The following is a 22311-nucleotide window of genomic DNA, read 5'->3' as shown; positions in this document are numbered from 1 at the left end:
TAAGAACTTGTCATATTTATGTAGCAAATCATTTTTATGATATCGAGCTTGTTTCGACAGACAGCATAATTTTCAGGCATTAAAAAACAATAGAAAGCCAAGGACTAAACCATGAAGAAAACCACTCTCGCCCTCGTGGTAGCAGGATGTTTCACCTCTGCTGCACACGCTGATGTGTACATCTCTGAATATATCGAAGGCTCTAGTAACAATAAAGCCATTGAGTTATATAACGACAGCGACGCAAGCGTTGACCTCTCTAACTACTCTTTAAATTTTTATTATAACGGCAGTGAAACTGCCGGCGGTGTCATTGCACTTTCGGGCGTTCTAGAACCTAACGCGGTTTATGTTATTTCAGATAACGACGCCACAAGCGAAATACTGGAAAAAGCCGATTTAACGTCCACAGTCTCCTTTTATAACGGCGATGATGCCATTGAGCTTCGCGATGGCGATACCGTGATTGACTCCATCGGACAGGTAGGATTTGATCCAGGCTCTCAATGGCTTGGCGGCGTTGATAATAGTGTTGGCACTCAAAATTCAACCTTGCTTCGAGCCGATATCATCAGCATTGGTGACCCTGACAGTTCCAACGAGTTTGACCCATCAGTTGAATGGATAGCGTTGGCTCAAGACGACTTTAGCAATTTAGGTACGCATAAAGGCTGCTGCGACGATGGTGATGATGGCGGTGATGACGGCGGCGATGATGGTGGTGATGGCGGCGGCAACGTTTCGGCAACGCCAATGTTGCTAACTGCCATATACGATGGTCCTTTAAGTGGTGGCACACCTAAAGGCGTTGAAATATATGTATCTGAAGATATCGCGGATTTGTCTATTTGCGGTGTTGGCAGCGCAAACAATGGCGGCGGCAGTGATGGTCAGGAGTTTACCTTCCCTGCTACCAGCGCGAATGCCGGAGACTTTATTTATATTGCTTCTGAATCTGCACAATTTGAAAGCTTCTTCGGCTTTGCGCCAGATTTTACAAGCGGTGCTATGGCCATAAATGGTGACGATGCCATCGAATTATACTGTAACGGCGAAGTCATTGACCTATATGGCGATATAAACGTTGATGGCAGTGGCGAGGCCTGGGAGTATATGGACAGCTTTGCTTATCGCGTTTCACAAACCTTTGCTTCATCAAGCTTTAATATTGATGACTGGCGCGCTGAGGGCGCCAATAGCCTCGATGGTGAAACATCAAACAACAGTGCAGATGAACCGCTTATTCCTGTGGGCAGTTTTGAATTTGCTGCCTCCACGCTCTTTTTCTCAGAATATATTGAAGGTAGCAGTAATAATAAAGCCCTTGAAATCGCCAATAGAACAGGTAGCACAGTATCGCTTGCCGGATATCAGGTCGAAATTTATTTTAATGGCAATACAAATGCAGGGACCGTCATCTCGCTTGAGGGAAGCGTTGAAAGCAATGATGTATTTGTTGTAGCCAATGGCAGTGCAGTCGAAGACGTGCTTGATGTTGCCGACCAGCTTGGCAATGTTGCATTTAATGGTGATGATGCTGTCGTATTGCGCGACCCAATGGGCATGATCATCGACGTAATTGGACAAGTTGGTGTTGACCCTGGCTCTGAGTGGGGCACGGGCGATACCAGCACGCAAAACAATACTTTACTTCGAAATGTCAATACACGTGAAGGAGATACTAATCCTGACGATGCCTTTGACCCTAGCGCGCAGTGGACAGGATTTGCGCAAGATTCTTTTGATGACCTTGGTCGCTTTGGCAGCGATGGCGGTGGTGATGATGGTGGAGACGGCGGTGACCCAACCCTGATTGGCGCTTGTTCGGACGATGCAACATTGATTCACGCTATTCAAGGCAATTCAGAGGCATCCCCCATTGCCGGAAGCGAAGTGGTAATTGAAGCGGTTGTGTCTTTAGTTGCGCCCGGTTTAGACGGTTTCTTTATTCAGGAAGAATTAGCACAGTATGACGAGGACCCTCGCTCATCGGAAGGTTTATTTGTATATACCGACGAGTTGGCAATCAACGTGGCTGAGGGAGATGTGGTACGCGTTCTGGGCACCGTAGAAGAATTTTTTGGCAAGACGCAATTAGCTGCCAGTGAAGTTTCTGCCTCTTGCTCTAGTACTGTGGTTGAACCTCTTGTGCTAAGCTTCCCGCTAGAAGAGGGGGACAGTTTTGAATCCTATGAGGGGATGCTAATTGCAAGTGACGCAGCGCTTACAATTGTCAATACTTTTAACTACACTCGTTTTGGTGAAATAGAAGTTGCCAGCGAACGTATTTATACCCCGACTCACCTGCATCTGCCTGGCTCTGAAGCGGCAGCAGCACTTGCGGCTGAAAATGCGCGCAATAAAATCATTTATGATGACTTATTAAATGGCGCACCCGAATCGGTTGATTTAAACGGACCGTTATCGACAGATAATACCTTAAGAACAGGCTCTACCATAAGCAATGTTGTCGGGGCGGTAGATTATGGTTTTAACGCCTATCGTATTCGCCCTGCAGCTTCGCCAACAGTAAGCGCGAGCGAGCGACCTGATATCCCGGTTGTGGAAGGGGACTTGAAAGTTGCTAGCTTTAATGTGCTCAATCTGTTTAACGGTGATGGAGAAGGCGGCGATTTCCCAACACCGCGTGGTGCTGATAATCAGGCTGAATACGAATTACAGCTGGCTAAAATCGCCAATGCGATTGTTGCGCTGGATTCAAGCGTAGTTGGCTTAATGGAGCTTGAAAACGACGGCTTTGGCGCAAATAGCGCTATTGCGCAATTGGTTAATGCACTGAATGCACGCGCTGGCGAGGGTACTTATGCCTTTGTTGATGCAGGCACTACCATAGGTACCGATCAAATCACCGTTGGTATGGTTTATCAGGTAGCTAGCGTTAGCCCTGTTGGAGAGGTTCAAATTCTTGATGAATCTAACTCCATTGTAGACGAAGACGGACCGCTATTTAATACTCGTCGTAACCGCCCTGCCATGGCACAAATATTTAGCGACAATGCAAGCGGTGAAGAGTTTGTTGTTAGCGTTAATCATTTAAAATCTAAAGGCAGTGGTTGCGGTGCAGGCGATGACGATGCAGAGCAAGGCAATTGTAATCTGACGCGAACGCGAGCAGCACAGGCATTACATGTTTGGCTGGCAAGCAACTTTGCAGATAAGCCGACCTTTATCGTGGGTGACTTAAACAGCTATGCTAAAGAAGATCCTATTCGCGAGTTGCAGGGAGCGGGTTATGTTGATTTAGCCCGTGAATTGGAAGGTCCACTCGCTTACAGTTATTCATTCAGAGGCGCTTTTGGCTCACTTGACTACGCACTTGCCAACGACCAGGCCTTTGACTTGGTGGAAGATGTTGTAGAGTGGCATATCAATGCTGATGAACCCATTGCTTTAGATTATGATGATGAGTTACCGGGCGGCGCAGATAAGCCTGCAAGCTATTTGGATGATTCTTTCTATCGTTCTTCAGATCATGATCCAGTGATTGTTGGCTTTAGCTTTAGCGCGCAAGCAGTTTTGGGAGATGTGAATGGCGATGGCGTCTTAAGCTTTGACGATTACTTCATTATTTATCGTGCGCTTGGTTTGCGTGACGGCATGGATGGCTTTAACTCTGCTGCGGATATAGACAACGATGGCCTGATTAGCTTTAATGACCTAATGGCCTGGTACAATTTGTATCTCACACGCAACGATTAATAACTGTTTAATCAATACTAAGAAAATAACTAGAGGACGCGCCTTACTTTGACACGCTTCGTATTAAAAAAATAAGCATCGATGCTGTATCAAGGTCAAGGCGCAAGCTGTATACACAAATAAGGAAAAACAATGAAAAATCTACTCGCTTCACTTTTACTTTTCGCTGGCATAAGTACTGGCGCCAATGCTGCGATTATTTTGAGCCTAAGCGCTGAAAATGAAAACCTTAGCCTTGGCGAAGACTTGGTGCTTAATATAAGTGCATCAACGATAGACGGCAGTGCGTTTACCAACTTTGGATTAGACTTGTTTCAGGATGCTACTCAGCTTTTTGCAAGCGACATGCTCGTTGAGTTAGGGGCAATGTTCACTCCATTTATAAGTACAGATGGTGATGCCTTGTCAGGCTCCGTTCCTGCTCCAGCCGTTCCATTTATGCCTTTTGCAGTAAGCGGAGATAACATTTTGCTTGCCAGCATTACCATAAGTGGACTAAATGTTGGTGACTATTTGTTTTCAGTAGGCGCTGACCAAGGCATCGATCCTAACGAAGGATTTTTCAATGGCGACCCGCTTACTCCTATTTTCGGGCTTAAGATGGCTGACTTTAGCAATGCACAGCTGGAAGTAAGCGTCAGTGAAGTCAGTGCACCAGCAAGCATTGCCTTAGTAAGTCTTGCGCTTTTAGGATTATTAGCACGTCGTAAATAAATCCGATAGTAAAATGACAAAACCCAGCCAAGGCTGGGTTTTGTCATTTAATAGGCTGATGCCTAGCGCTTGCTATCAAGTGCGGATTGAATTCTATCAAGCTGCTCGGGCGTAAATTCACCACCTTCAAGCAGGGAAATGAGGGCATCTGCTTTGCTTTTGGCAATCATAGGTTTCAAATTTTCTACATTTTTAAGCGCTGTGATGATGTGAGTATTTGATGTTTCATCAAGTATGGCCTCTAAGCCTTCTATTTCACCGGTTCTAAGTACCATCATTTTTTTGATTTCTTCCATCTCACCTACATTTCGATTTAGCCTATCCTTATTTTTACCAAGCTCTTTTAAGGCATCAATTACATTTTTTCGTGTACTCTCATCTAAATCAAAAAGCACGGCTTGTAAGTGGGCTTCGTTTTCCAGATCTAACTTGTCGATTTTGTAAATCTTTGCATCTTCGAAATTGTTAACAACCTCAAGCTCTACTGTTTCTTGGTCGTTACTTTTGATTTTAATCATTTGAATCTCTGGCTCTTGCATAGCATCAGATTTTGGGTTTGCAGAAGCAGTGGTGCAAAGCCCAATGAGCATTGTCGAGGCAAAAACCGAAGCAAAAATCGAGGCAAATAATGCGCGTGGTGTTATGTTTAACATATGTTTCTCCTTTAGGGTCTATCTACATGGCTTGTTGCGATTCATGTTTGAATGCGCTTCATGTACAACATTACAAAGCGCGTGCCATTTGTAGATAAGTATTTTTTTCAATGACTTAGAAGATCTTTGCAAAGTAGCAAGGCAAAAGACTTACAAAAAATCCCGAAATCAGGAGATTATTTCCCTATTTGGGGATAATCTCTCAAGATAAAGATGAAACTTGAGATAATTTATCGATATTTCATTCACTTATAAGTTCGCCAGAGTGGCTCAAAACTTGTTTAGTATGTTAAGACTCAAAAATTCAGTTTCCATTGAAAGAACATAAAAAGTACGCAATCAGTAAGAACACAATCAAAAGAGCAATCGAGTATGCCTATTCTTCTTTTAAAACGCCTATCACTCAGCGCCTATATCTTTCTTATAAGCGGCATGTTTTTATTACTGCTCGCTCTGTTGCAGTATATTGCGATCAAGCTGGTTGAGAATCGAATTGATGAAGAAATCGCGTTTCGAAGTATTAATCTGTCAAACGAAGCGATTAATATGATAGTCACAAAGCCAATCGCGAATTTTCAAGTGTCGCCTGATGCACAAGCCAAAATAAATGCCTTAAGCATTGAGTTATCTAAACTTACCGAAAAACGAATTGTGAATCTGTTGAACCGTGAGCAGGACAGCGAGGAGGAGACCACTGCCGCTAATGACATTCCTGTTAAAGAGATGTTTGACGAGACCAATCAGGCGAAAATCGACGCTTTACTTGAAGAAATTAGCAGCACTGCACTAAGGGCAATTGAAACGCAAAAAAGCGACGGTAACACAACAGGAGAATCTCAAATCGCGATAGACGAAAAACATCGCATGATTAAGCTGCTAAATAAAGAGACTGAATTCGACACTTTGCGCGAACAACTAGAGCAGCTTGAAATTGAGCGATTAGACGGCAACACCTTAGTATTTAAAACGCCGGAATTTGAAATCGAAAGAAAAAACCTCTTTTTTGATTCTGGCCAGTCGACAATTAATACCTATTTTAAATACTTAAGTTTTGCCACATTAGCGCTCGGCTTATTGAGTTTGCTCTTTGCGTGGTTATTGGCTAAACACATAGCAAAGCCGCTTAATCGCTTATCGGATGGCTTTGCTGAATTAGGAAAAGGGAATTTTAAGCATCGAGTGCAAACAGATGGTGTGAAAGAAGTCGAACAAACACTGACCATGTTTAACCACACCAGCGAACGTTTGGAGCGTCTACAAGCCATTGAACAACAATACCTGCAACAACAACAATTGGTGGAACTTGGTGAAATTAGCAGAGGTATTGCACACTCATTGCGAAATCCACTCAACACTATCGGATTGGCGATAGAAGAAATGTCTCAGGCTAATACCAACGAGAAACGTAAAATTGCCATCGCACAACAAGCCAGACAAAAAATCGTGGCACTCGACAGAAGCATTAAATCTTTATTAGTACTCACAACGTCTGGGATAAATCGACAGCAAACACTTGATATGTATATGATTGTGCAAGACGCTGTGATGCAAATGGGAATGGGCAGTAACTGCGAAATGAGCACCGACCTGGAACAAAATTGTAAAATTTTAGGGGCCGAAACGGAAGTGCTCGCGATGCTAACCACTTTATTGAGCAACGCGATAGAGGCCTGCTGCACAACCAAACGTCCCCCGTCCATTCATGTAGTTTTACGTAAAGTACGATATAAGCATCAAGATGCTATTCAGGTTGAAGTTACGGATAATGGACAAGGCTTAAGTGATAGCATTGCTAAAGACTTGTTTAAGCCACACATCTCAAGCAAGGCTGAAGGCGCAGGCATGGGTTTATATATTGCGAGGCGCATTGCAGTGCTGCACTACAAGGGGGACATCGTGCTCAAAAACAATGAAGACGACGATGGCTGTTGCGCGGTATTGACGCTATGTAATGCATCAAACTAAATACCACTTAAACGGTGTCTAACAAGAAAAGGATGCAGATGAGCACAATTATTTTACTGGTTGAAGATGACCAGCAGCAGCGAAAACTGTTAAAAGATATCCTTGAAAATGCAGGCTATGCCATTCGAGATTTTGCTTCGTGTGAAGAAGCCATGCTTTACCTTAAATCAAACAGCGTTGATATGGTGTTTTCTGACTGGAAGCTGCCACAATTAAGCGGTCTTGCACTGTTGCAGTTTGTCAGAGCAAAGTTCCCTGAGCTAGGGTTTGTTATGGCAACGGCTCACGGCACAATAGAGCATGCGGTAGAGGCCATGCAAGCCGGCGCGGATGACTACCTGGCCAAACCATTTCAGCGTCAGGAGCTATTGCTATCTATTGAAAAAGCCTTGCGTGCTAAAGCGCTGCGCGCGCAAAACAATGCGCTTAGTGAGGCGCTGGACTCTCAACATCAATTGCTGGATTTTGTTGGCGTAAGCCAGGCCATGAAAGATGTGCAAAATAGAATAGCAAAGGTAGCAAATACCGATGCAACGGTTCTCATCACGGGCGAAAGCGGTACAGGGAAAGAGTTGGCAGCAAGGGCTTTGCACCGTTTATCAGAGCGTCGACAACATAAATTTGTCGCGATTAATTGCGGTGCGATCCCAGATGAATTGGCAGAAGCAGAGCTCTTTGGTGCACGCAAGGGCGCCTACACCGGGGCAAATACAGATAAAACAGGCAAGCTTCAGCATGCCGATGGTGGCACCCTGTTTTTGGACGAAATTGGAGAGTTGCCCTTAAACTTACAGGCTAAAATTCTACGGTTTCTGCAAGAGGGCTGCGTTATGCCACTAGGCAGTAATGAAGAAGTGCAGCTTAATGTGAGAGTGGTAGCGGCCACTCATCGCAACTTATCAAATATGGTGGCTGAAGGAAGCTTCCGGGAGGATTTGTTTTATCGTTTGAACATTGTCCCTATTAATATTCCGCCGTTAAGAGAACGACGTGACGACATTAAGCTTTTATCTGAATTCTTTTACGCCAAGTTTGCTAAACGCTACGGCAACCAAGGTGCAAAGCCAAGCGTAGCTTCTAACAAAGAGCTAAATGAGAAACTAAGCAAAAAACAGCTTGAAAAACTAGCCAATTACGATTGGCCAGGCAATGTGCGACAGCTCAGCAATCAAATCGAACGTTTTGTGCTATTAGGCGAAGAAGACGAACTGTTTTCGTCAAGTGAAAATAGCAAGCCTCACGCGTCGAATGTTGAAGCACCTGCCAACTTCAAGCTTCCATCAAGTGGAATTGACTTGGACAAGCTCGAAGCGGATCTACTCAAGCAAGCTTTGAGCATAAGCAATCAAAATCGAACAAGAGCCGCCAAACTTTTATCACTCAGCTATAAAGCCTTTTTATACCGGCTGGAAAAACACGGCATACATGTTGGCTAAAGTAAGTAAGCTTTAAATTAGGTAGCAAATAACTATACCCCTTTAGGGCAGGCTTTTTTTTAGCAACTCAACTGAACAATAAGAAAAGTTTTACGCTCTATAGGATTAAACTTTTCTCTCGCGGGTCTCGTTAAGAAAACATATGATACGATCCATATGTGTAAAAATTAATATGTGAAATGATTTGATGAATGCATTTTTTCCCAAACCCCGACTATCACTAGCATTTTTATTTTGCGTTCTTTTTATCGCTGCATGTGGCGGGGGTTCTGGCGGTACTTCGACCCCTCTTCAGCCTCCCGTTAGTCAGGATATAATCTGGCAGCCTGGCATTTATCCGCCAAGCGCAAATTTCGCAGCACAATGTGTAACTCCAAGATCAGGCGTGGATCCTTTTTCAGGGCAACCTTTTCCAGACCAAGCAGGTTCGGCGCTGGCCGAGAAGATGTGGCTGCGCTCGTGGACAAATGAAACCTATCTTTGGTATGACGAAGTACCCGACAATAATCCAAATGATTTCAGTATTTCTGCCTATTTCAATCAGCTCAAAACAAATGAGCGCACAGCCTCTGGTCGCTTGAAAGACAATTTTCATTTTAGCGAGCCTACTTCTGAATACAGGGAGCGAACTCAGGCAGGAACGTCTTCAGAATACGGTATACGATGGGAGTTTATTGCCAATACTGCGCCTCGTGAGCTGATAGTACGATACACGGAGCCGAATTCACCTGCAGCACAGGCTGATATTCCTCGTGGAGCAAGTTTAAAGCGTATCGACGGCATTGACTTTGTGAACACGACTTCTTCGTCAGAGGTTGATGCAATCAATGCCGCTTTGTTTCCAGATGAAGCAGGAGAAAGTCATGAGTTTGAGTTTCAACTTCTTGACGGTTCGACGCTAAACGCTAACTTGACTTCGGCGGTGATTGATTTATCGCCTGTACAAAATGTTGATATTATTGATACCGAATTTAGCAAAATTGGATATATACAGTTCAATAGCTTTATTACGCCCGCACAAGATGCACTTATTGATGCTTTCCAAGCTTTTGTCGACAACGGCGTTAGTGAATTGGTCTTGGATTTGCGCTACAACGGTGGCGGTTCGCTTGCCTTGTCATCGCAGTTGGCGTATATGATTGCTGGCCCAAATCAAACCAATAATGCCATATTCGAACAGTTAGTTTACAACGATAAAACGCCGCCAGAGGACCCTTTTCCTTTTTATAGTCAGGAAATTGACTATGTGAATGGACGCTTTTTGTCCAATACCTTACCTAGTCCAGAGTTTACCCGCGTGTTTATTTTATCAACGGGTAGCACCTGCTCTGCAAGCGAATCGCTTATTAATGGACTTCGTGGGATTGATGTTGAAGTTATTTTGATTGGAGATACAACCTGCGGAAAACCTTTCGGGTTTTTACCAACAGATAACTGCGGTACTACCTATTTCACGATCCAGTTTCAAGGCATAAACGAAAAAGGCTTTGGGAATTTTTCTGATGGATTTATACCCAGTCTGAATCCACAGTTTGACGATGAAGTGGAAGGATGTTTTGTTGATGATGACTTTTCGAATGCGCTGGGCTCTACCGACGAAGCATTATTATCCGCCGCATTATTTTATGCCGAATTTGATGGGTGTCCTGCCAATACCAGCCCGGTACTTTCAATAGACAGCGCAGCTCAAGAAGGAAAAGGTCCAGCCATCATGGCGCCGAATCCTTACATTGAAGCCATTATTAACGACGACAGACGCTTTATTTCGAAAAGTAGTACTTCAAATGGTGAAAACTAGAATGGAAGAAAGAGTATGCATGTTTGCAAAATCCAGTTTATTGTTGCTAAGCGCTACATTTTTTGGCTGCAGTGCATCGACGATAAGCGACAGCGCTGAAAAGAACAACTTTAAAAAGGACATACAAGTGCAAGATGCAAGGCTTGATAATCCGGATGCGCAACAGTTAAAAATCTTGCAATCCGCAATTGCGCCTTTCATGAATGGTCAAATCATTCCCCTTTCGGAATCTGTTTTTACTCAGTCATCGGAACTAGTGATAGGTGCAAGAAGGCTAAATCGACAGGGGCAAGCAATAAACGACAAAGATATTCAACTGCCCACACAAGGAAGCGGAGATCGTTTTTTCTTAAAATTACAGGCGGATAAATGCTATCTGTTACATGAGCAAAGCGGCAGTTTTGTTGAATTAAGAGGCCTGAGTTGCATCAGCGCTCCCTAATCCAGTTCATAAGATAAAAATAGCAAAACGAAGCTATTCGATCTATATTGTACAAAATATAAGCAATTAGAAAGCATATGGATACGCTCGATTATTTAATTATCGGATTGGGTATTGCTTTAATCGCAATTGGTTTGTTTTTATTCATCTCCGGTAAAATTGACTCAAAAAACCCAAATCACGTAGAGGGCTTTGGTATAAAGCTCAATGTCAGCAATCCTTCGATTGTGCTAATCGTATTTGGTATTGGCTTGGTGCTGTTTCCTCGGTTGATGCCACATGGTAACGATAATGACAAAGCTACTGGTAGCGGCGCACAATTAAACGCTGACAATTTTCCCTCTCAGCGCTCTATTGAGAATGTCAGCCAAAGTTTGCCGGCTGTAGATAGCAACAATCAAACATCGCCCTCTCAAACGCTGCCTACCAAAGCCAATAATTCTCCCGATACGACTAACAATAATCCGCAATCAAATAATCTCGTGACGGAGCAGGCCCAATCGCAAGCGCAAGCTCAAGCGCAACAGCCACCTGCGACGCAAGCCTTTCACCCTCAAGGCGATTGGTATTTAACAGCCTATGAAGAAAACGGGATGGACTTATCTAACAATATTGAAGGCACCATTCGCTTTCAGTCAGTCACTGGTAATTCGCAACAGTGGTTCGCCGACCTGGTCACTATCGATTTGTGGGGCAATATGAGTAACTTTCAATACAGCGGTGTAATTACTAGTTCTGCTAATGGTTACAGTATCGATATTGTGAACAGCAATGACCCAAGTTTTATGCGACAAGCACCTACTCCGCTTATTCTAAAAATGGATAATCCCAATTCGTTGCATATGGAATATTTTTATAATGGCTCGTCGATCATCCTGCATTGGTCACAGTAAAGCTGGCAATACACTTCTTTAGTTTTTTGGCTACAACTACAATCAAACTCTTTGCAAAACTACTCGATACGAGTACAATCCCACGCGTTTAATACAAATACGATTTATTCTCATTACGGTTTAAAGGTTATCTCATTGATGTCTACGTTTTCTACATTTTACTTTCCAATTTCCGCGTTGGCCTTCTGCGTGCAGGCGAGCTTTTTTGCAAATGCACAAAGCAGTGAGGCCCCCCTTGATTCAGCTTCTGATGATAATCTTGCAAATACCGAAGTAATCGAAGTGGTAGGGGCTGCCTCGCAAGTGGATTTGACAAAGCGTTTTGCAGGGGAACAAGTTGCCCGGGGCGGCAGAGCCGGTATTTTCGGGAATCTCGACTTTATGGATAGCCCATTCTCCGCCACAGCCTATACCGCTAATTTAATTGAGCAACAGCAGGCGCAAAACATTGGCGATGTGTTGCAAAACGACCCAACCGTGCGAGTAACAAAAGGCTTTGGAAATTTTCAGGAAGTGTATATCTTAAGAGGCTTCCCTGTATTTTCAGACGACATCACCTTAAATGGCGCATTTGGTATTCTGCCAAGACAATATATTGCAGCTGAAATGATAGAGCGGGTTGAAGTCCTGCGCGGTGCAAACGCTTTTATAAATGGCGCGGCGCCCGGCGGAAGTGGTGTTGGTGGCACAATTAACCTAGTCACTAAGCGAGCGCCCGTTGGTGGTATTACTAAAGCAACACTAGGATATGACAATAGCAATCAGTTGACCGGAGCGGTTGATATCGGCCGTCGCTTGGGTGACAACGACGAGTGGGGCTTTCGATTTAACGGCGTTGTCAGAAATGGCGAAGGTGCCATTAGCCGTCAAGAGCAAGACTTATCCGTATTTTCTATAGGGATGGATTACTCAGGCGATAAAGCCCGTTTTTCAGCTGACTTAGGCTATCAAGACAACCATATTGATTCGCCTCGTCCTCAAGTTACGCCTTTTGGTCAGGCACCTAAAGCACCAGATGCAGACGCTAACTTTGCCCAGGATTGGACCTTTTCAGATGAGCAGCAGCTCTTTGGTGTTGTTCGAGGAGAGTATGATCTGGGTGAGAATACCAGCATATGGCTCGGTGCGGGATTTAGAAATGGCGAAGAACAAAACGATTTAGCTAACCCAAATAGCGATGAAAACGGTCAAGGCACTGCATTTCGTTTCGTCAATACTCGCGAGGATGAAGTGTTCTCAATTGATACAGGCGTTCGCACAGAATATGCAATTGCCGGCCTTAAGCAAGAAATGACTGTATCTGCTGCACTGGTCGATTTAGAATCGAAAAATGCATTCGCATTTTCAGACTTTGGCGGCTTTGCCTACAACATCTTCGACCCTTCTCAGGTAACGCCACCCGCAACAGATGCTTTTATTGGTGGGGATTTAAATAATCCAATAACGACTGAGAAGGTGCGTAATGAAAGTATCGCAATAGCAAATACATCATACTTTTTTGATGAGCGTTTACTTGCGACTATTGGCTTAAGACATCAATCCATTAATACGCAGTCTTTTGCTGCATGGTCAGGTGAATTAAACGGCAGTTACGACGATAGCAAAATTACACCTGTTTTAGGTATCGTGGTGAAACAAAGCGATGCCTTGTCGTTTTATGCAAATTACGCGGAAAGTTTACAAGCAGGCGCTACTGCGCCAGATTCAGGGAATGGTCTGCCTATCGAAAATGCCGGAGAAGTGCTTGCACCTTTTAATGGTGAACAGCTTGAACTGGGTGTGAAATACGATGGCGGGAATATAGGCGCGACTGCCAATGTCTTCACGCTAAATAGACCTAACGCTGTGATTGAAAACCAGATATTTAGCGCGTCTGGTGAGCAGCGTAGTCAGGGTTTTGAGTTTACTGTCTTTGGTGAGCCACTTGAAGGGCTGCGAATTGTCGGTGGTGCAACTTATGTCAATGCAGAACTGGCAAAAACCCAAGGAGGCATAGATGAAGGAAATACGCCAATTGGCGTGCCTGAATTGCAAACCAATATCAATGGACAGTGGGATATTGCAGGCATAGAAGGCTTAAGCTTTGATGCTCGCTGGATATATACCTCTGAGCAATACACTAATACCGCAAACACTTTCGAAATTGATAGCTGGAACCGCGTCGACATTGGAGCAAGCTATGATTTTGAGGTTTCTGATACGCTCGTGAATGTGAGAGCTCGCGTGAATAATGTGTTTGACAGTGCATACTGGGCTTCTACCGGCGGCTTTCCTGGTGCAAACTATTTGATATTGAGTGAACCAAGATCGCTATCCATATCGCTTAGTTTTGATTTTTAGTCAACTCACTGATTATTTTTGCAAATGAAGGAGTAGGTGTTCATTGCAAGCTACGGCTATAAAGCGTTGGGAATGGATCCATAAGTGGTCCAGTTTAATCAGCACAGCATTTTTATTAATGCTGTGCATCACTGGTCTGCCGCTAATTTTTCATGACGAAATCGACGCTGCCTTAAACCCGGATACATGGACTCCAGCTAACCCTCAGGCGGAGCATTTAAAACTCGATCAGATTCTTGAAATTGCCTTACAAGCCAGACCAGGCGAAGCGCCGATTTATATGAGTTTTGATACTGAGCGACCCGTTGTAAATGTTACCAGCGGCCCAAGTGCAGATGCGCCGGGTAATCAAATGCATTTTGCGTCTTATGACTTAACAAGTGGCAATATTGTCCCTCCTGCCAATGTAGGAGAGGACTTTATGGAGTTTATTTTACAGCTTCATACCGACATGTTTTTAGGCTTGCCAGGCATGTTGTTTTTGGGTGCGATGGGCATTCTGTTTGTGCTTGCCAGCATTAGCGGTGTTGTTATATATCGCCAATATATGCGAAACCTGGCTTTTGGCACAGTTCGTCAGAGCAAATCAAAACGGCTGAAATGGCTCGACTATCATAATTTATTGGGGATCACATCTCTGGCTTGGGTGCTAGTAGTAAGTATAACTGGCGTTATCAACACACTTGAAAAACCAATTCTGGAAACGTGGCGCTCGCAAAATCTCGACAAACTAATAGAAAGTTATAACGAAGCAGCTGTGAGCAAAAACAAGACCATAGCTTCGGTCGATGCTTCACTTGATAAGGCAATAGAAGCAGCAAGACAAGCAGCACCTGATATGACCTTACAGTTTGTAGCATTTCCTGGAAGCGAGTTTTCCACCAGGCAGCACTTAGCTATTTTTTTGCACGGTAACTCTCCTTTCACAAAAGAAATCATTACACCGGTGTTAGTAGATGCAACAGATGGAAAAGTGATTGGTAAACAAGAAATGCCGTGGTATGCCAATGCTTTATCCTTATCACGCCCATTGCATTTTGGTGATTATGGTGGATTGGGTTTAAAGATAGTCTGGGCAATATTAAATAGTTTTACCATCGCAATTCTGATAACAGGATTATACTTGTGGTGGAAAAAACATGTGCGACTTAAAGCAAAGCAGGTATGAGCAAGCACATATGAAAACAACGTTGTCACTCTGGTCAATCTTTAAAGCACCTTTCTGGCTTTTTGTGGTATCACTTGCTGGGATAATGCTTGCCTTATTTGTAGACAGCACGTGGGACTGGCTGGCAACTTTGTTGGTAAGCAGTGCAGTTGCGATCCCAGTGTTTTTCTATCTTCGCGCCAAGTTTTCGTGAGTCTGCCCCCAAATTACATTTAAGAGCATTTAAGTGTATGCAGGAGTCTGTCAGTGCAATTTTAAATTTGGCCTGATCCTTCGATTAATGCGATTCGCAATCATAAACAAAAGCGTCTTTAACTTTCCGAATATCACAAGTTGATGCATGCGATATAAGCTTATATAGACAATTCTCGCAAGGCGTCCTTCAATAAACACACTACCTCGCGTGAGATTTCCCATTAAACTTCCAATTGTCGAATAAGAAGAAAGCGATACCAAAGAGCCATAATCGACGTAACGATAGGCTTTAGGTGATTTACCTTTTGATTCTCGCTTAATGTTATCAAAAAGACATGAAGCCATTTGATGCGCAGACTGAGCCCTTGGCGGCACCTTATCCCCGTTTGGCATTACGCAATGCGCGCAGTCACCGATGGCGTATATCGCATCGTCTTTTGTACACTGAAGGGTATCAGTTACTACCAACTGATTAATTTTGTTACTTTCCAAGCCATCTAAATTGGCTAAAAATGCAGGTGCTTTGATGCCGGCAGCCCAAACCGACATCGTACTTGGAATAAAAGCACCTTGTTTGGTTTTAAGGCCGCCTTTTTCTACACCAGAGACCGCGGTATCCAGCATTATGTTGACGCCGAGCTCACGTAATTCTGATGCAACGTTTTGTGCGATGCGATCAGGCAATGCTGGCAATAGTCGAGGCCCCGCCTCAATGAGCGTAACATTTAATCGGGAAGAGGAAACCTTATTGTAACCGTATGCATTAAGCAATTCAGCCGTTTTAAAAAGTTCCGCTGACAGCTCTACACCGGTAGCTCCGGCGCCGACGATAGCGATATCCAACTGCTGAGTATTATCATTCGATTCCAACTTCAAAAACTCGTTTAAAAGCTGAACATGAAAACTCTGTGCACTTTTTACGGAATCTAAAAAGATGCAGTGCTCACCTGCGCCAGAGGTACCAAAATCATTTGTTACCGAACCTAACGCAAATATCAGCTTTGCGTAGCTTACGCTTCTCTCGTCCAGAACCATATCGCCTTTTGCATCTAATAAGGGAGCGAGCGTGACGGTTTTTGCAGCACGGTCTAAATTTCTGAATTCTCCAAGCTGAAAATGAAATCCATTTTTTTGACTGATGGCAAGGTAATCCACACCATCAATATCAGCGTCAAGAGAGCCGGCTGCCACTTCATGAAGGAGAGGTTTCCAAATATGAGTTCGATTTTTATCAATCAGCACAACTTTAACAGATGACTTTCGACAAAAGCGGCCCAACTTGACAGCAAGCTCTAAACCGCCTGCACCTCCCCCAACAATCACTATATTAGACACCACCGTCTCCCTTGCGCGTATTTTGCCTGAACTAAAGATATTTAAACAATCTGGCTTGCTGATTTAAGCGTAGATTTCGTCAAACAGTTCCTCAAACGAAATATGCTGTTCAATATCGACAGCGCCTTTCAACAAGCGTGCTACATCCCTTGCTGAAATCAAACCGCGTATCTCGTGATTGCTTTTATCTACGACCAGGCAATGTTGTTGGTGATTACTTCTTTGCGTCTCTAATACATCCCCAACGCTTGCTCTTGTCAGTTCTTTGTAGTCAAAACATTTTAACTTATCGCGGGGATGCATGAACTCCTCCACTAACAAATCTTCGCGTTTGGTGCTTCGATCTACTTTTCGCAAGATTTTTTCTTCCGAAAGGTCACTTAAACTGATCACACCTAAAAATTTGCGGTTTTCATCCACCACAATCTTGAGCCTCACATGCGCTTTTTTCATCAATTGCTCAAGATCAACCGCTTTGACTTTTGATTCGATTATAAGCGGTTTATGTACTGAAAAGTCGGTAAATATGCTCAACGCAGATGTTTTCAGTGATACACCCGTTTCTTGGGGCCAAACAAGTTTGTCGATATGCTCGACACTGTGTAAATGCAGAGGTTTCATATGCTCTATCCTTTAACTAATCCTAATTGTAAAAAGCGCATGGTCGAAAATTCGAATATCAGCGCGCATAACAAATTGGATTAAAGGGGCGGACCGCGTATGAAGTGAAAAAATATGACTTGATAAAAATCGGCATCATCACTGCTACTTTGAATCAGTACACATGGCGATTTTACTTCTTCATTGTTGGAATAAGCCGTCTGGTCATCAACGTCATCCAAATCTAACTGGATTGACGATATATCCAAAGACACTAACTGGGTAGCCTTGGCGGCTTTTACGCCAAACGCGTCTTCACTGCCGTGTTGGGTATAGGCAGATAAAGACGCAAGCAGTAAAAAGACTATCCAGTTGAAGTTCATGTGTTGTCATTAAAGAACCTTTATACATTGAGTGTATATCTAAGGCAAAAATAAGCAATATCAATCTTCATTAACGATTATATTTTTTTAATCTATAGAGATTGCGCTGATATAGCACTAACAATGCGTTAATAATAAAACGATTCGGTTTTGCTCAAGCTACAACCATCCGCGCTGGCGGGCAATTCTGGCAGCCTCAATCCTATTATGCGCATTGAGTTTAGACGAGGCTGAAGACAAATAGTTACGAACCGTACCAGCCGATAAAAACATGGTATCGGCAATTTTTTCGGTACTTAAGCCATCAGCCGCCAGTTTAAGCGCTTTTCGTTCTTTTTCAGTAAGCGGATCTTCCACGTCCCATGCTACGTCAATAAGTTCGGGGGCGATGACCTTTTTACCCGCGTGTACTTTACGTATGGCTGCCGAAAGCTCATCACTTGGGGCGTCTTTGAGTAAATACCCCTTTACGCCAAATTTCATCGCGCGCTGCAAATAACCGCTTCGAGCAAAGGTGGTGAGCACAATCACCTTTGTTTTAAGTCCGTTCTCTTGCACGTACTTTGCGAGGTCAAGGCCTGTTTTATATGGCATTTCAATATCAGTTAATACAATATCAGGCGTATGTTTGCCCAATAAAGCAATGGCTTGCGCACCATCATTAGCCTGAGCGATAACCTCAAAATCTCCTTCCAGATTTAAAAGGGCACTTAATGCGCCTAGCAACATGCCTTGATCTTCTGCTACCAGTATAGAAATATTCTTTGTCATTGCGGCACGCTTACCCTTACACACAAGCCATTTTCGATTTTAGTAAATACTTCACCCGCTAAGGCAGAAATGCGCTCATTTACACCGCTCAAACCATTACCAGGTTTGAGTTCGCCAGCATCACCGTTATCTTTAATTTCAATAAATATCTTATTGTTGCCTAACGAAAGGCGAATACTGCACTGAGTAGCGTTGGAATGTTTAACTACATTGTTCACCAGCTCTCGTAAAGTAAAGGCAAGTGCAATACTCTTATCTTCACTCAAGCTATTTATATCCTTTTCCTCGAAGTGAATGCGACACTGAATATCCGCTGCACTCAAAAGTGCCTGCGCTTCGAGAATAGCGGTTGAAAGGTCTTTCTTGCGATAGCCTGTTACGGTTTCTCTGATTTGAGAAAGCGCTTCGCGGCTAATTGCTTCCAAATCTTGAATTTCGTTTTTGGCCTTGTCCACATCATGATCAAAAAGCTTTCTGGCAAGCTGTGCTTTCATGGTGATCATCGAAAAGGTATGGCCAACGAGATCGTGTAAGTCACGTGCAATCCGCTCACGCTCTGCGGTTTGTGCCAGTCTTTTTACTTGTTCTTGAGAGAGTTTTAAAGCCTTGTTTTTCTTTGCAATTTCATACATATAAATATTTGATACACCAATTAGGAAAACAAAAAACAAGGCGGGTAATAAATAAAAGAGGGGAAGATTCAGCAGGTAGGTATGTAAAGCGATGACTAGCATCATAGCCAATATAAACATAAGCCCTATTTTCGGACTTCGCAAACGGCAGCAAAAAGCAGCAGCATAGATTAAAAAGACACTGGCCCCCGGATTAATATGAGCCTGTACGATGCCTAATAAAAAGATGGCGCTGATATAAAACGCAATTCTATTTGCAGAAACCCAATAAGCCCGAAAATACAAAAACAAAAATAAAGGAATGGTCACAAGCGCCCATCCAATCATTTGAGTATTTGGCTCAACCAGAAAAAAATAGATGAAATAAAAATTTAAATAAAGTAGCCAAAAATAAGGCTCATACCCACTTTCTTCGTTTGCAGGTAACAAACGGCGATGCAGGCTTAACGCAAGTAATTTTAATCTATTGTCTGGCTTTTTTTTTTGGACTTGTATCCATAGTAATCTATGCCTTTTCTATGTTGCCTTGTTGCCTCATTGCTTGCTAGTCGCGTTTACAAAAAGCCTTAATCTTTAAATGGCCATGCGTTGAAAAGCGCGTCTTGCCAAAACTGCAAATATCACGGTTGTAAGCACTAATATACCCGCGTGAGCCCACCATGGGTAGCCTAAATCACTGCCCTGTACTGCAAGGGTTAATTGCGCCACATGAAAGGCTGGCAAGGTCCACGCTATCCATTCCATAAAAGCGGGCATAACGGAAATGGGTATCCAAAGACCTGATAAAAATGCCATGGGCAAATAAATCAGATTGACAACCGCAGGGGCCGCATTTGCGCTCAATACTAGCCCTAAATATAGGCCAATCACACAAAAAGGAATGCAGGCTATAAGTGGAATCAAAAAAGTCAGCGCCCATTGCCCTAGCGACATTTTAACGCCGCCAAAAAGGCTCGCTAATGTGCACATCATCAATAAAATAATGCATGCAAACACCATTGAAGCCGCCACTTTAGCCGTAAAGTATGCTGAAATTGGCATAGGGCTAATTTGTTTAAGGGCAATCCAGCCTTGTTGACGCTCTATTGCAACGCCTACTCCGAACGAAAAAAGCGCGGGCCCAATAATGCCAAATACAGCATAGGTCGCCAATAAATACGCTGGCATCTCAGGATTTTGATTGAATATTAGCGCAAAGAAAGCATAAAACATTACAGCAAACGATAAACTTGGAATAACAAAGCTAGGTTCTCTAAATGTTTTAAGCAGTTCGGTTTTAATTTCAAGCCAATAAAGGGTTTGCTGCTGTTTAAGATTTAAAGTATTCGATGTGTTAGTGAGGCTCATGCCGCTTTCTCCTTTGAAAGTTTTTTCGACTCTTTCTTTTTGACATCTTTTAAGAGTTCGTGCGATTCGCCAGTTAATGCCAGAAATGCATCCTCTAGTGTTTTTTGATACACCGTCAGTTCGTTAATATCAGAAACATTTAAAATCTCACGCAAGCTTTGCACAACATTTGCGCTGGAAAGTTGGATATATCCATCTATCATGTCTGCACTCAGTATTGCTGTCATTTTTTCAAAATGTGAAATGGAAGTCGCGCTTTTAAAGCGAATGGTTTTAGCGCCAAGCGCGTTGACCAGTGAATCTGGCGAGCCTTCATGAATCATTTCGCCATGTTTTAAAAGATACACGCGATCTGCCAAGGCTTCTGCTTCGGCCATATAATGAGTAGTCAATAAGACACTGGTGCCATTTGCAGCCAAGCGACGTATACAGGCCCAAAACTCGCGTCTGGATTCTGCATCCAGGCCAACTGTTGGCTCATCCAAAAATGCCACCTTTGGCTGACCGCAGATGGCAAGAGCAAAAAACACGCGTTGCTTTTGTCCACCTGACAGCTGTTTAAAACGTTTGTTGAGAATTGTCGATAGTTTGGCGATGTCGACCAGTTCATCATAATCGTATGGGTTTGCGTAGTAACTTAAAAATAACCGGATTTGTTCGGCAACTGTCAGATTATCGGGTAGTTTTGTAGACTGCAAAATGGCGCCGATCAGCTGCTTGGCTTGATAAGTTCCGGGAGCAAAGCCAGCCACTTCAATTGAACCAGAATCGGGTTTTAGTCGTCCAAGGAGCATGTTAATCAAGGTAGTTTTCCCTGCTCCATTTGCCCCAAGCAGAGCAACGATTTCACCGGCGCGAATAGATAGATCCACTTTATTCACCGCCTGCTCGCCTTCAAACGACTTGCTAAGCTGCCTTGTTTCGATGAGCACTTGAGCTTGTTTTTGCATATTTATTTCTCCTGTTGATGGAGAAAGTATCTACTTAAACGCTGTTTGAAATAAGTTGTGATTGTCATAATTTGAGTATGACAATTGTCACTTTAGCAATCAATATAGCCTAGGTCATTCCCACGAAAGTGGGATCCCTCTCAACAGACTAAACCGACTAAACCGACTAAACCGAATAGTAAATTGGAAACATTCTCTTCAACGATAAGTAAAACATTTAATTTTAAACAATGCTTAATTTTTAAAGAAAAGGCTTTTTTAGAGGTTCCTGCATTCGCAGGAATGACAGGGTATGTTTAGATATGAGAACGATATTATCTAAAAGCCGGCGTTTAAAACGATCGCTAAACGATGCCTATACTGCAAATAAAGAATATTTATTTTAGATAGAATCTAAACATGTTACTTAAAGCCACACGTCGATATCTTGACCGCCGATGATAGCCATAATCTCGACTACGTCTTGATTTATTCGATAGTAAACAACATCTGAACGATGCGGGCAACGCCTGTAGCCACGTCGAATATCGTCAACAGACTGATATATTAAAGGCGATTCCGCAATCTTAGCAAAGGCTTCAAAAAAGCTATAAAAGTATTCGTCAGCTTGGCTCTCTCCAAATTCTTTACAGCCATACTCGTAAATTCTGCGTAAATCTTCTTTCGCTTCTTCCTTCAAGCGATATTTGCTCATTTACTTTTTTAATCCGGCTTTAAATTCAGCAAGAATTTCATCTTGTGACTGGAAAACGAAGTCACTCTTTTCCGCATTTGATAGTTTTTGATTGATAAACTCAGCCCTTCTGGCGCGTCGAATTAAATCATTAATTAACTCACTCTTATTGGCGTAATCCCCCTCCTTTTTTATATGAGCGTTAAGCCAGGCATTATTACTTTCTGTCAATGTCACACTTTGTCTAGGCATACTATTCTCCGCTATTGATTGGTGCGATATTACACCAGCTGTAT

General features: G+C 43.2%; 20 protein-coding genes. 10 read left to right on the top strand and 10 right to left on the bottom strand.

Features of this window, described 5'->3' with window-relative positions; all coding sequences use genetic code 11:
• Nucleotides 1–111: 111 nt before the first annotated feature.
• The gene (locus tag D6V41_RS08060) at nucleotides 112–3720 is read left to right on the top strand and encodes an ExeM/NucH family extracellular endonuclease (RefSeq protein WP_136250961.1); all 3609 of its coding nucleotides are present in this window, start codon (nucleotides 112–114) and stop codon (nucleotides 3718–3720) included.
• A 132-nt stretch (nucleotides 3721–3852) separates the two neighbouring features.
• Complete coding sequence (locus D6V41_RS08055; protein WP_136250960.1) at nucleotides 3853–4434, top strand: hypothetical protein; 582 nt, start codon at nucleotides 3853–3855, stop codon at nucleotides 4432–4434.
• Between the two features lie 62 nt (nucleotides 4435–4496).
• Here D6V41_RS08055 and D6V41_RS08050 read toward each other — a convergent pair whose 3' ends face one another.
• The gene (locus D6V41_RS08050; RefSeq protein WP_136250959.1) at nucleotides 4497–5087 is read right to left on the bottom strand and encodes a hypothetical protein; all 591 of its coding nucleotides are present in this window, start codon (nucleotides 5085–5087) and stop codon (nucleotides 4497–4499) included.
• A gap of 372 nt (nucleotides 5088–5459) precedes the next feature.
• Here D6V41_RS08050 and D6V41_RS08045 point away from each other — a divergent pair, with 372 nt between their 5' ends.
• The 8 genes from D6V41_RS08045 (at nucleotide 5460) to D6V41_RS08010 (ending at nucleotide 15322) form a co-directional block, all read left to right on the top strand.
• A complete protein-coding gene (locus tag D6V41_RS08045; protein WP_136250958.1) occupies nucleotides 5460–7052 on the top strand; it encodes a sensor histidine kinase in 1593 nt (530 codons plus the stop codon).
• Between the two features lie 38 nt (nucleotides 7053–7090).
• Nucleotides 7091–8488: a sigma-54-dependent transcriptional regulator gene (locus D6V41_RS08040; protein WP_136250957.1), complete on the top strand. Its 1398-nt coding sequence runs from the start codon at nucleotides 7091–7093 to the stop codon at nucleotides 8486–8488.
• A gap of 187 nt (nucleotides 8489–8675) precedes the next feature.
• Nucleotides 8676–10286, top strand: a complete 1611-nt coding sequence (locus D6V41_RS08035; RefSeq protein ID WP_136250956.1) for a S41 family peptidase — start codon at nucleotides 8676–8678, stop codon at nucleotides 10284–10286.
• A gap of 19 nt (nucleotides 10287–10305) precedes the next feature.
• A complete protein-coding gene (locus tag D6V41_RS08030) occupies nucleotides 10306–10728 on the top strand; it encodes a hypothetical protein (protein ID WP_136250955.1) in 423 nt (140 codons plus the stop codon).
• A 77-nt stretch (nucleotides 10729–10805) separates the two neighbouring features.
• Nucleotides 10806–11621 carry a hypothetical protein gene (locus D6V41_RS08025; RefSeq protein ID WP_136250954.1) on the top strand — a complete coding sequence of 272 codons (816 nt, stop codon included), beginning with the start codon at nucleotides 10806–10808 and terminating at the stop codon, nucleotides 11619–11621.
• Nucleotides 11622–11759: 138 nt separating this feature from the next.
• Nucleotides 11760–13961 (top strand): TonB-dependent receptor, encoded by a 2202-nt coding sequence (locus D6V41_RS08020; RefSeq protein WP_136250953.1) that lies wholly within the window; start codon nucleotides 11760–11762, stop codon nucleotides 13959–13961.
• A 43-nt stretch (nucleotides 13962–14004) separates the two neighbouring features.
• Entirely contained in the window at nucleotides 14005–15129 is a 1125-nt protein-coding gene (locus D6V41_RS08015; RefSeq protein ID WP_136250952.1) for a PepSY-associated TM helix domain-containing protein, read from the top strand.
• Between the two features lie 10 nt (nucleotides 15130–15139).
• Nucleotides 15140–15322 carry a hypothetical protein gene (locus tag D6V41_RS08010; protein ID WP_136250951.1) on the top strand — a complete coding sequence of 61 codons (183 nt, stop codon included), beginning with the start codon at nucleotides 15140–15142 and terminating at the stop codon, nucleotides 15320–15322.
• 50 nt (nucleotides 15323–15372) lie between these two features.
• Here the strand turns inward: D6V41_RS08010 and D6V41_RS08005 are convergent, their stop codons facing one another.
• The 9 genes from D6V41_RS08005 to D6V41_RS07965 form a co-directional block, all read right to left on the bottom strand.
• Complete coding sequence (locus D6V41_RS08005) at nucleotides 15373–16659, bottom strand: NAD(P)/FAD-dependent oxidoreductase (protein WP_136250950.1); 1287 nt, start codon at nucleotides 16657–16659, stop codon at nucleotides 15373–15375.
• Nucleotides 16660–16722: 63 nt separating this feature from the next.
• The gene (locus D6V41_RS08000) at nucleotides 16723–17280 is read right to left on the bottom strand and encodes a CBS domain-containing protein (RefSeq protein WP_136250949.1); all 558 of its coding nucleotides are present in this window, start codon (nucleotides 17278–17280) and stop codon (nucleotides 16723–16725) included.
• A gap of 80 nt (nucleotides 17281–17360) precedes the next feature.
• Nucleotides 17361–17642 carry a hypothetical protein gene (locus tag D6V41_RS07995; RefSeq protein WP_136250948.1) on the bottom strand — a complete coding sequence of 94 codons (282 nt, stop codon included), beginning with the start codon at nucleotides 17640–17642 and terminating at the stop codon, nucleotides 17361–17363.
• A gap of 159 nt (nucleotides 17643–17801) precedes the next feature.
• Nucleotides 17802–18401: a response regulator transcription factor gene (locus tag D6V41_RS07990; protein ID WP_479680818.1), complete on the bottom strand. Its 600-nt coding sequence runs from the start codon at nucleotides 18399–18401 to the stop codon at nucleotides 17802–17804.
• 8 nt (nucleotides 18402–18409) lie between these two features.
• Nucleotides 18410–19372, bottom strand: coding sequence for a sensor histidine kinase (locus tag D6V41_RS07985; protein ID WP_136250946.1), 963 nt, complete (start codon nucleotides 19370–19372; stop codon nucleotides 18410–18412).
• Between the two features lie 246 nt (nucleotides 19373–19618).
• Complete coding sequence (locus tag D6V41_RS07980; protein WP_136250945.1) at nucleotides 19619–20392, bottom strand: ABC transporter permease; 774 nt, start codon at nucleotides 20390–20392, stop codon at nucleotides 19619–19621.
• Nucleotides 20389–21342 (bottom strand): ABC transporter ATP-binding protein, encoded by a 954-nt coding sequence (locus D6V41_RS07975; protein WP_136250944.1) that lies wholly within the window; start codon nucleotides 21340–21342, stop codon nucleotides 20389–20391. Before D6V41_RS07975 ends, D6V41_RS07980 begins: the two co-directional genes overlap by 4 nt.
• Before the next feature lie 406 nt (nucleotides 21343–21748).
• Entirely contained in the window at nucleotides 21749–22036 is a 288-nt protein-coding gene (locus tag D6V41_RS07970; protein ID WP_136250943.1) for a type II toxin-antitoxin system RelE/ParE family toxin, read from the bottom strand.
• Complete coding sequence (locus D6V41_RS07965) at nucleotides 22037–22267, bottom strand: ribbon-helix-helix domain-containing protein (RefSeq protein ID WP_136250942.1); 231 nt, start codon at nucleotides 22265–22267, stop codon at nucleotides 22037–22039.
• Nucleotides 22268–22311: the final 44 nt, after the last annotated feature.

It is taken from the genome of Ningiella ruwaisensis (assembly GCF_004798935.1).
GTDB lineage: Bacteria > Pseudomonadota > Gammaproteobacteria > Enterobacterales > Alteromonadaceae > Glaciecola > Glaciecola ruwaisensis.
Note: the sequence above shows the minus strand (reverse complement) of the source record. Positions and strands in the feature narration are given on the sequence as shown.

Bases quoted from the DNA above. Each gene is read 5' to 3' on its own strand.
- D6V41_RS08060 (WP_136250961.1), top strand. From the start codon at position 112: ATGAAGAAAACCACTCTCGCCCTCGTGGTAGCAGGATGTTTCACCTCT.
- D6V41_RS08055 (WP_136250960.1), top strand. From the start codon at position 3,853: ATGAAAAATCTACTCGCTTCACTTTTACTTTTCGCTGGCATAAGTACT.
- D6V41_RS08050 (WP_136250959.1), bottom strand. From the start codon at position 5,087: ATGTTAAACATAACACCACGCGCATTATTTGCCTCGATTTTTGCTTCG.
- D6V41_RS08045 (WP_136250958.1), top strand. From the start codon at position 5,460: ATGCCTATTCTTCTTTTAAAACGCCTATCACTCAGCGCCTATATCTTT.
- D6V41_RS08040 (WP_136250957.1), top strand. From the start codon at position 7,091: ATGAGCACAATTATTTTACTGGTTGAAGATGACCAGCAGCAGCGAAAA.
- D6V41_RS08035 (WP_136250956.1), top strand. From the start codon at position 8,676: ATGAATGCATTTTTTCCCAAACCCCGACTATCACTAGCATTTTTATTT.
- D6V41_RS08030 (WP_136250955.1), top strand. From the start codon at position 10,306: ATGTTTGCAAAATCCAGTTTATTGTTGCTAAGCGCTACATTTTTTGGC.
- D6V41_RS08025 (WP_136250954.1), top strand. From the start codon at position 10,806: ATGGATACGCTCGATTATTTAATTATCGGATTGGGTATTGCTTTAATC.
- D6V41_RS08020 (WP_136250953.1), top strand. From the start codon at position 11,760: ATGTCTACGTTTTCTACATTTTACTTTCCAATTTCCGCGTTGGCCTTC.
- D6V41_RS08010 (WP_136250951.1), top strand. From the start codon at position 15,140: ATGAAAACAACGTTGTCACTCTGGTCAATCTTTAAAGCACCTTTCTGG.
- D6V41_RS08000 (WP_136250949.1), bottom strand. From the start codon at position 17,280: ATGAAACCTCTGCATTTACACAGTGTCGAGCATATCGACAAACTTGTT.
- D6V41_RS07995 (WP_136250948.1), bottom strand. From the start codon at position 17,642: ATGAACTTCAACTGGATAGTCTTTTTACTGCTTGCGTCTTTATCTGCC.
- D6V41_RS07985 (WP_136250946.1), bottom strand. From the start codon at position 19,372: ATGATTGGATGGGCGCTTGTGACCATTCCTTTATTTTTGTTTTTGTAT.
- D6V41_RS07980 (WP_136250945.1), bottom strand. From the start codon at position 20,392: ATGAGCCTCACTAACACATCGAATACTTTAAATCTTAAACAGCAGCAA.
- D6V41_RS07975 (WP_136250944.1), bottom strand. From the start codon at position 21,342: ATGCAAAAACAAGCTCAAGTGCTCATCGAAACAAGGCAGCTTAGCAAG.
- D6V41_RS07970 (WP_136250943.1), bottom strand. From the start codon at position 22,036: ATGAGCAAATATCGCTTGAAGGAAGAAGCGAAAGAAGATTTACGCAGA.
- D6V41_RS07965 (WP_136250942.1), bottom strand. From the start codon at position 22,267: ATGCCTAGACAAAGTGTGACATTGACAGAAAGTAATAATGCCTGGCTT.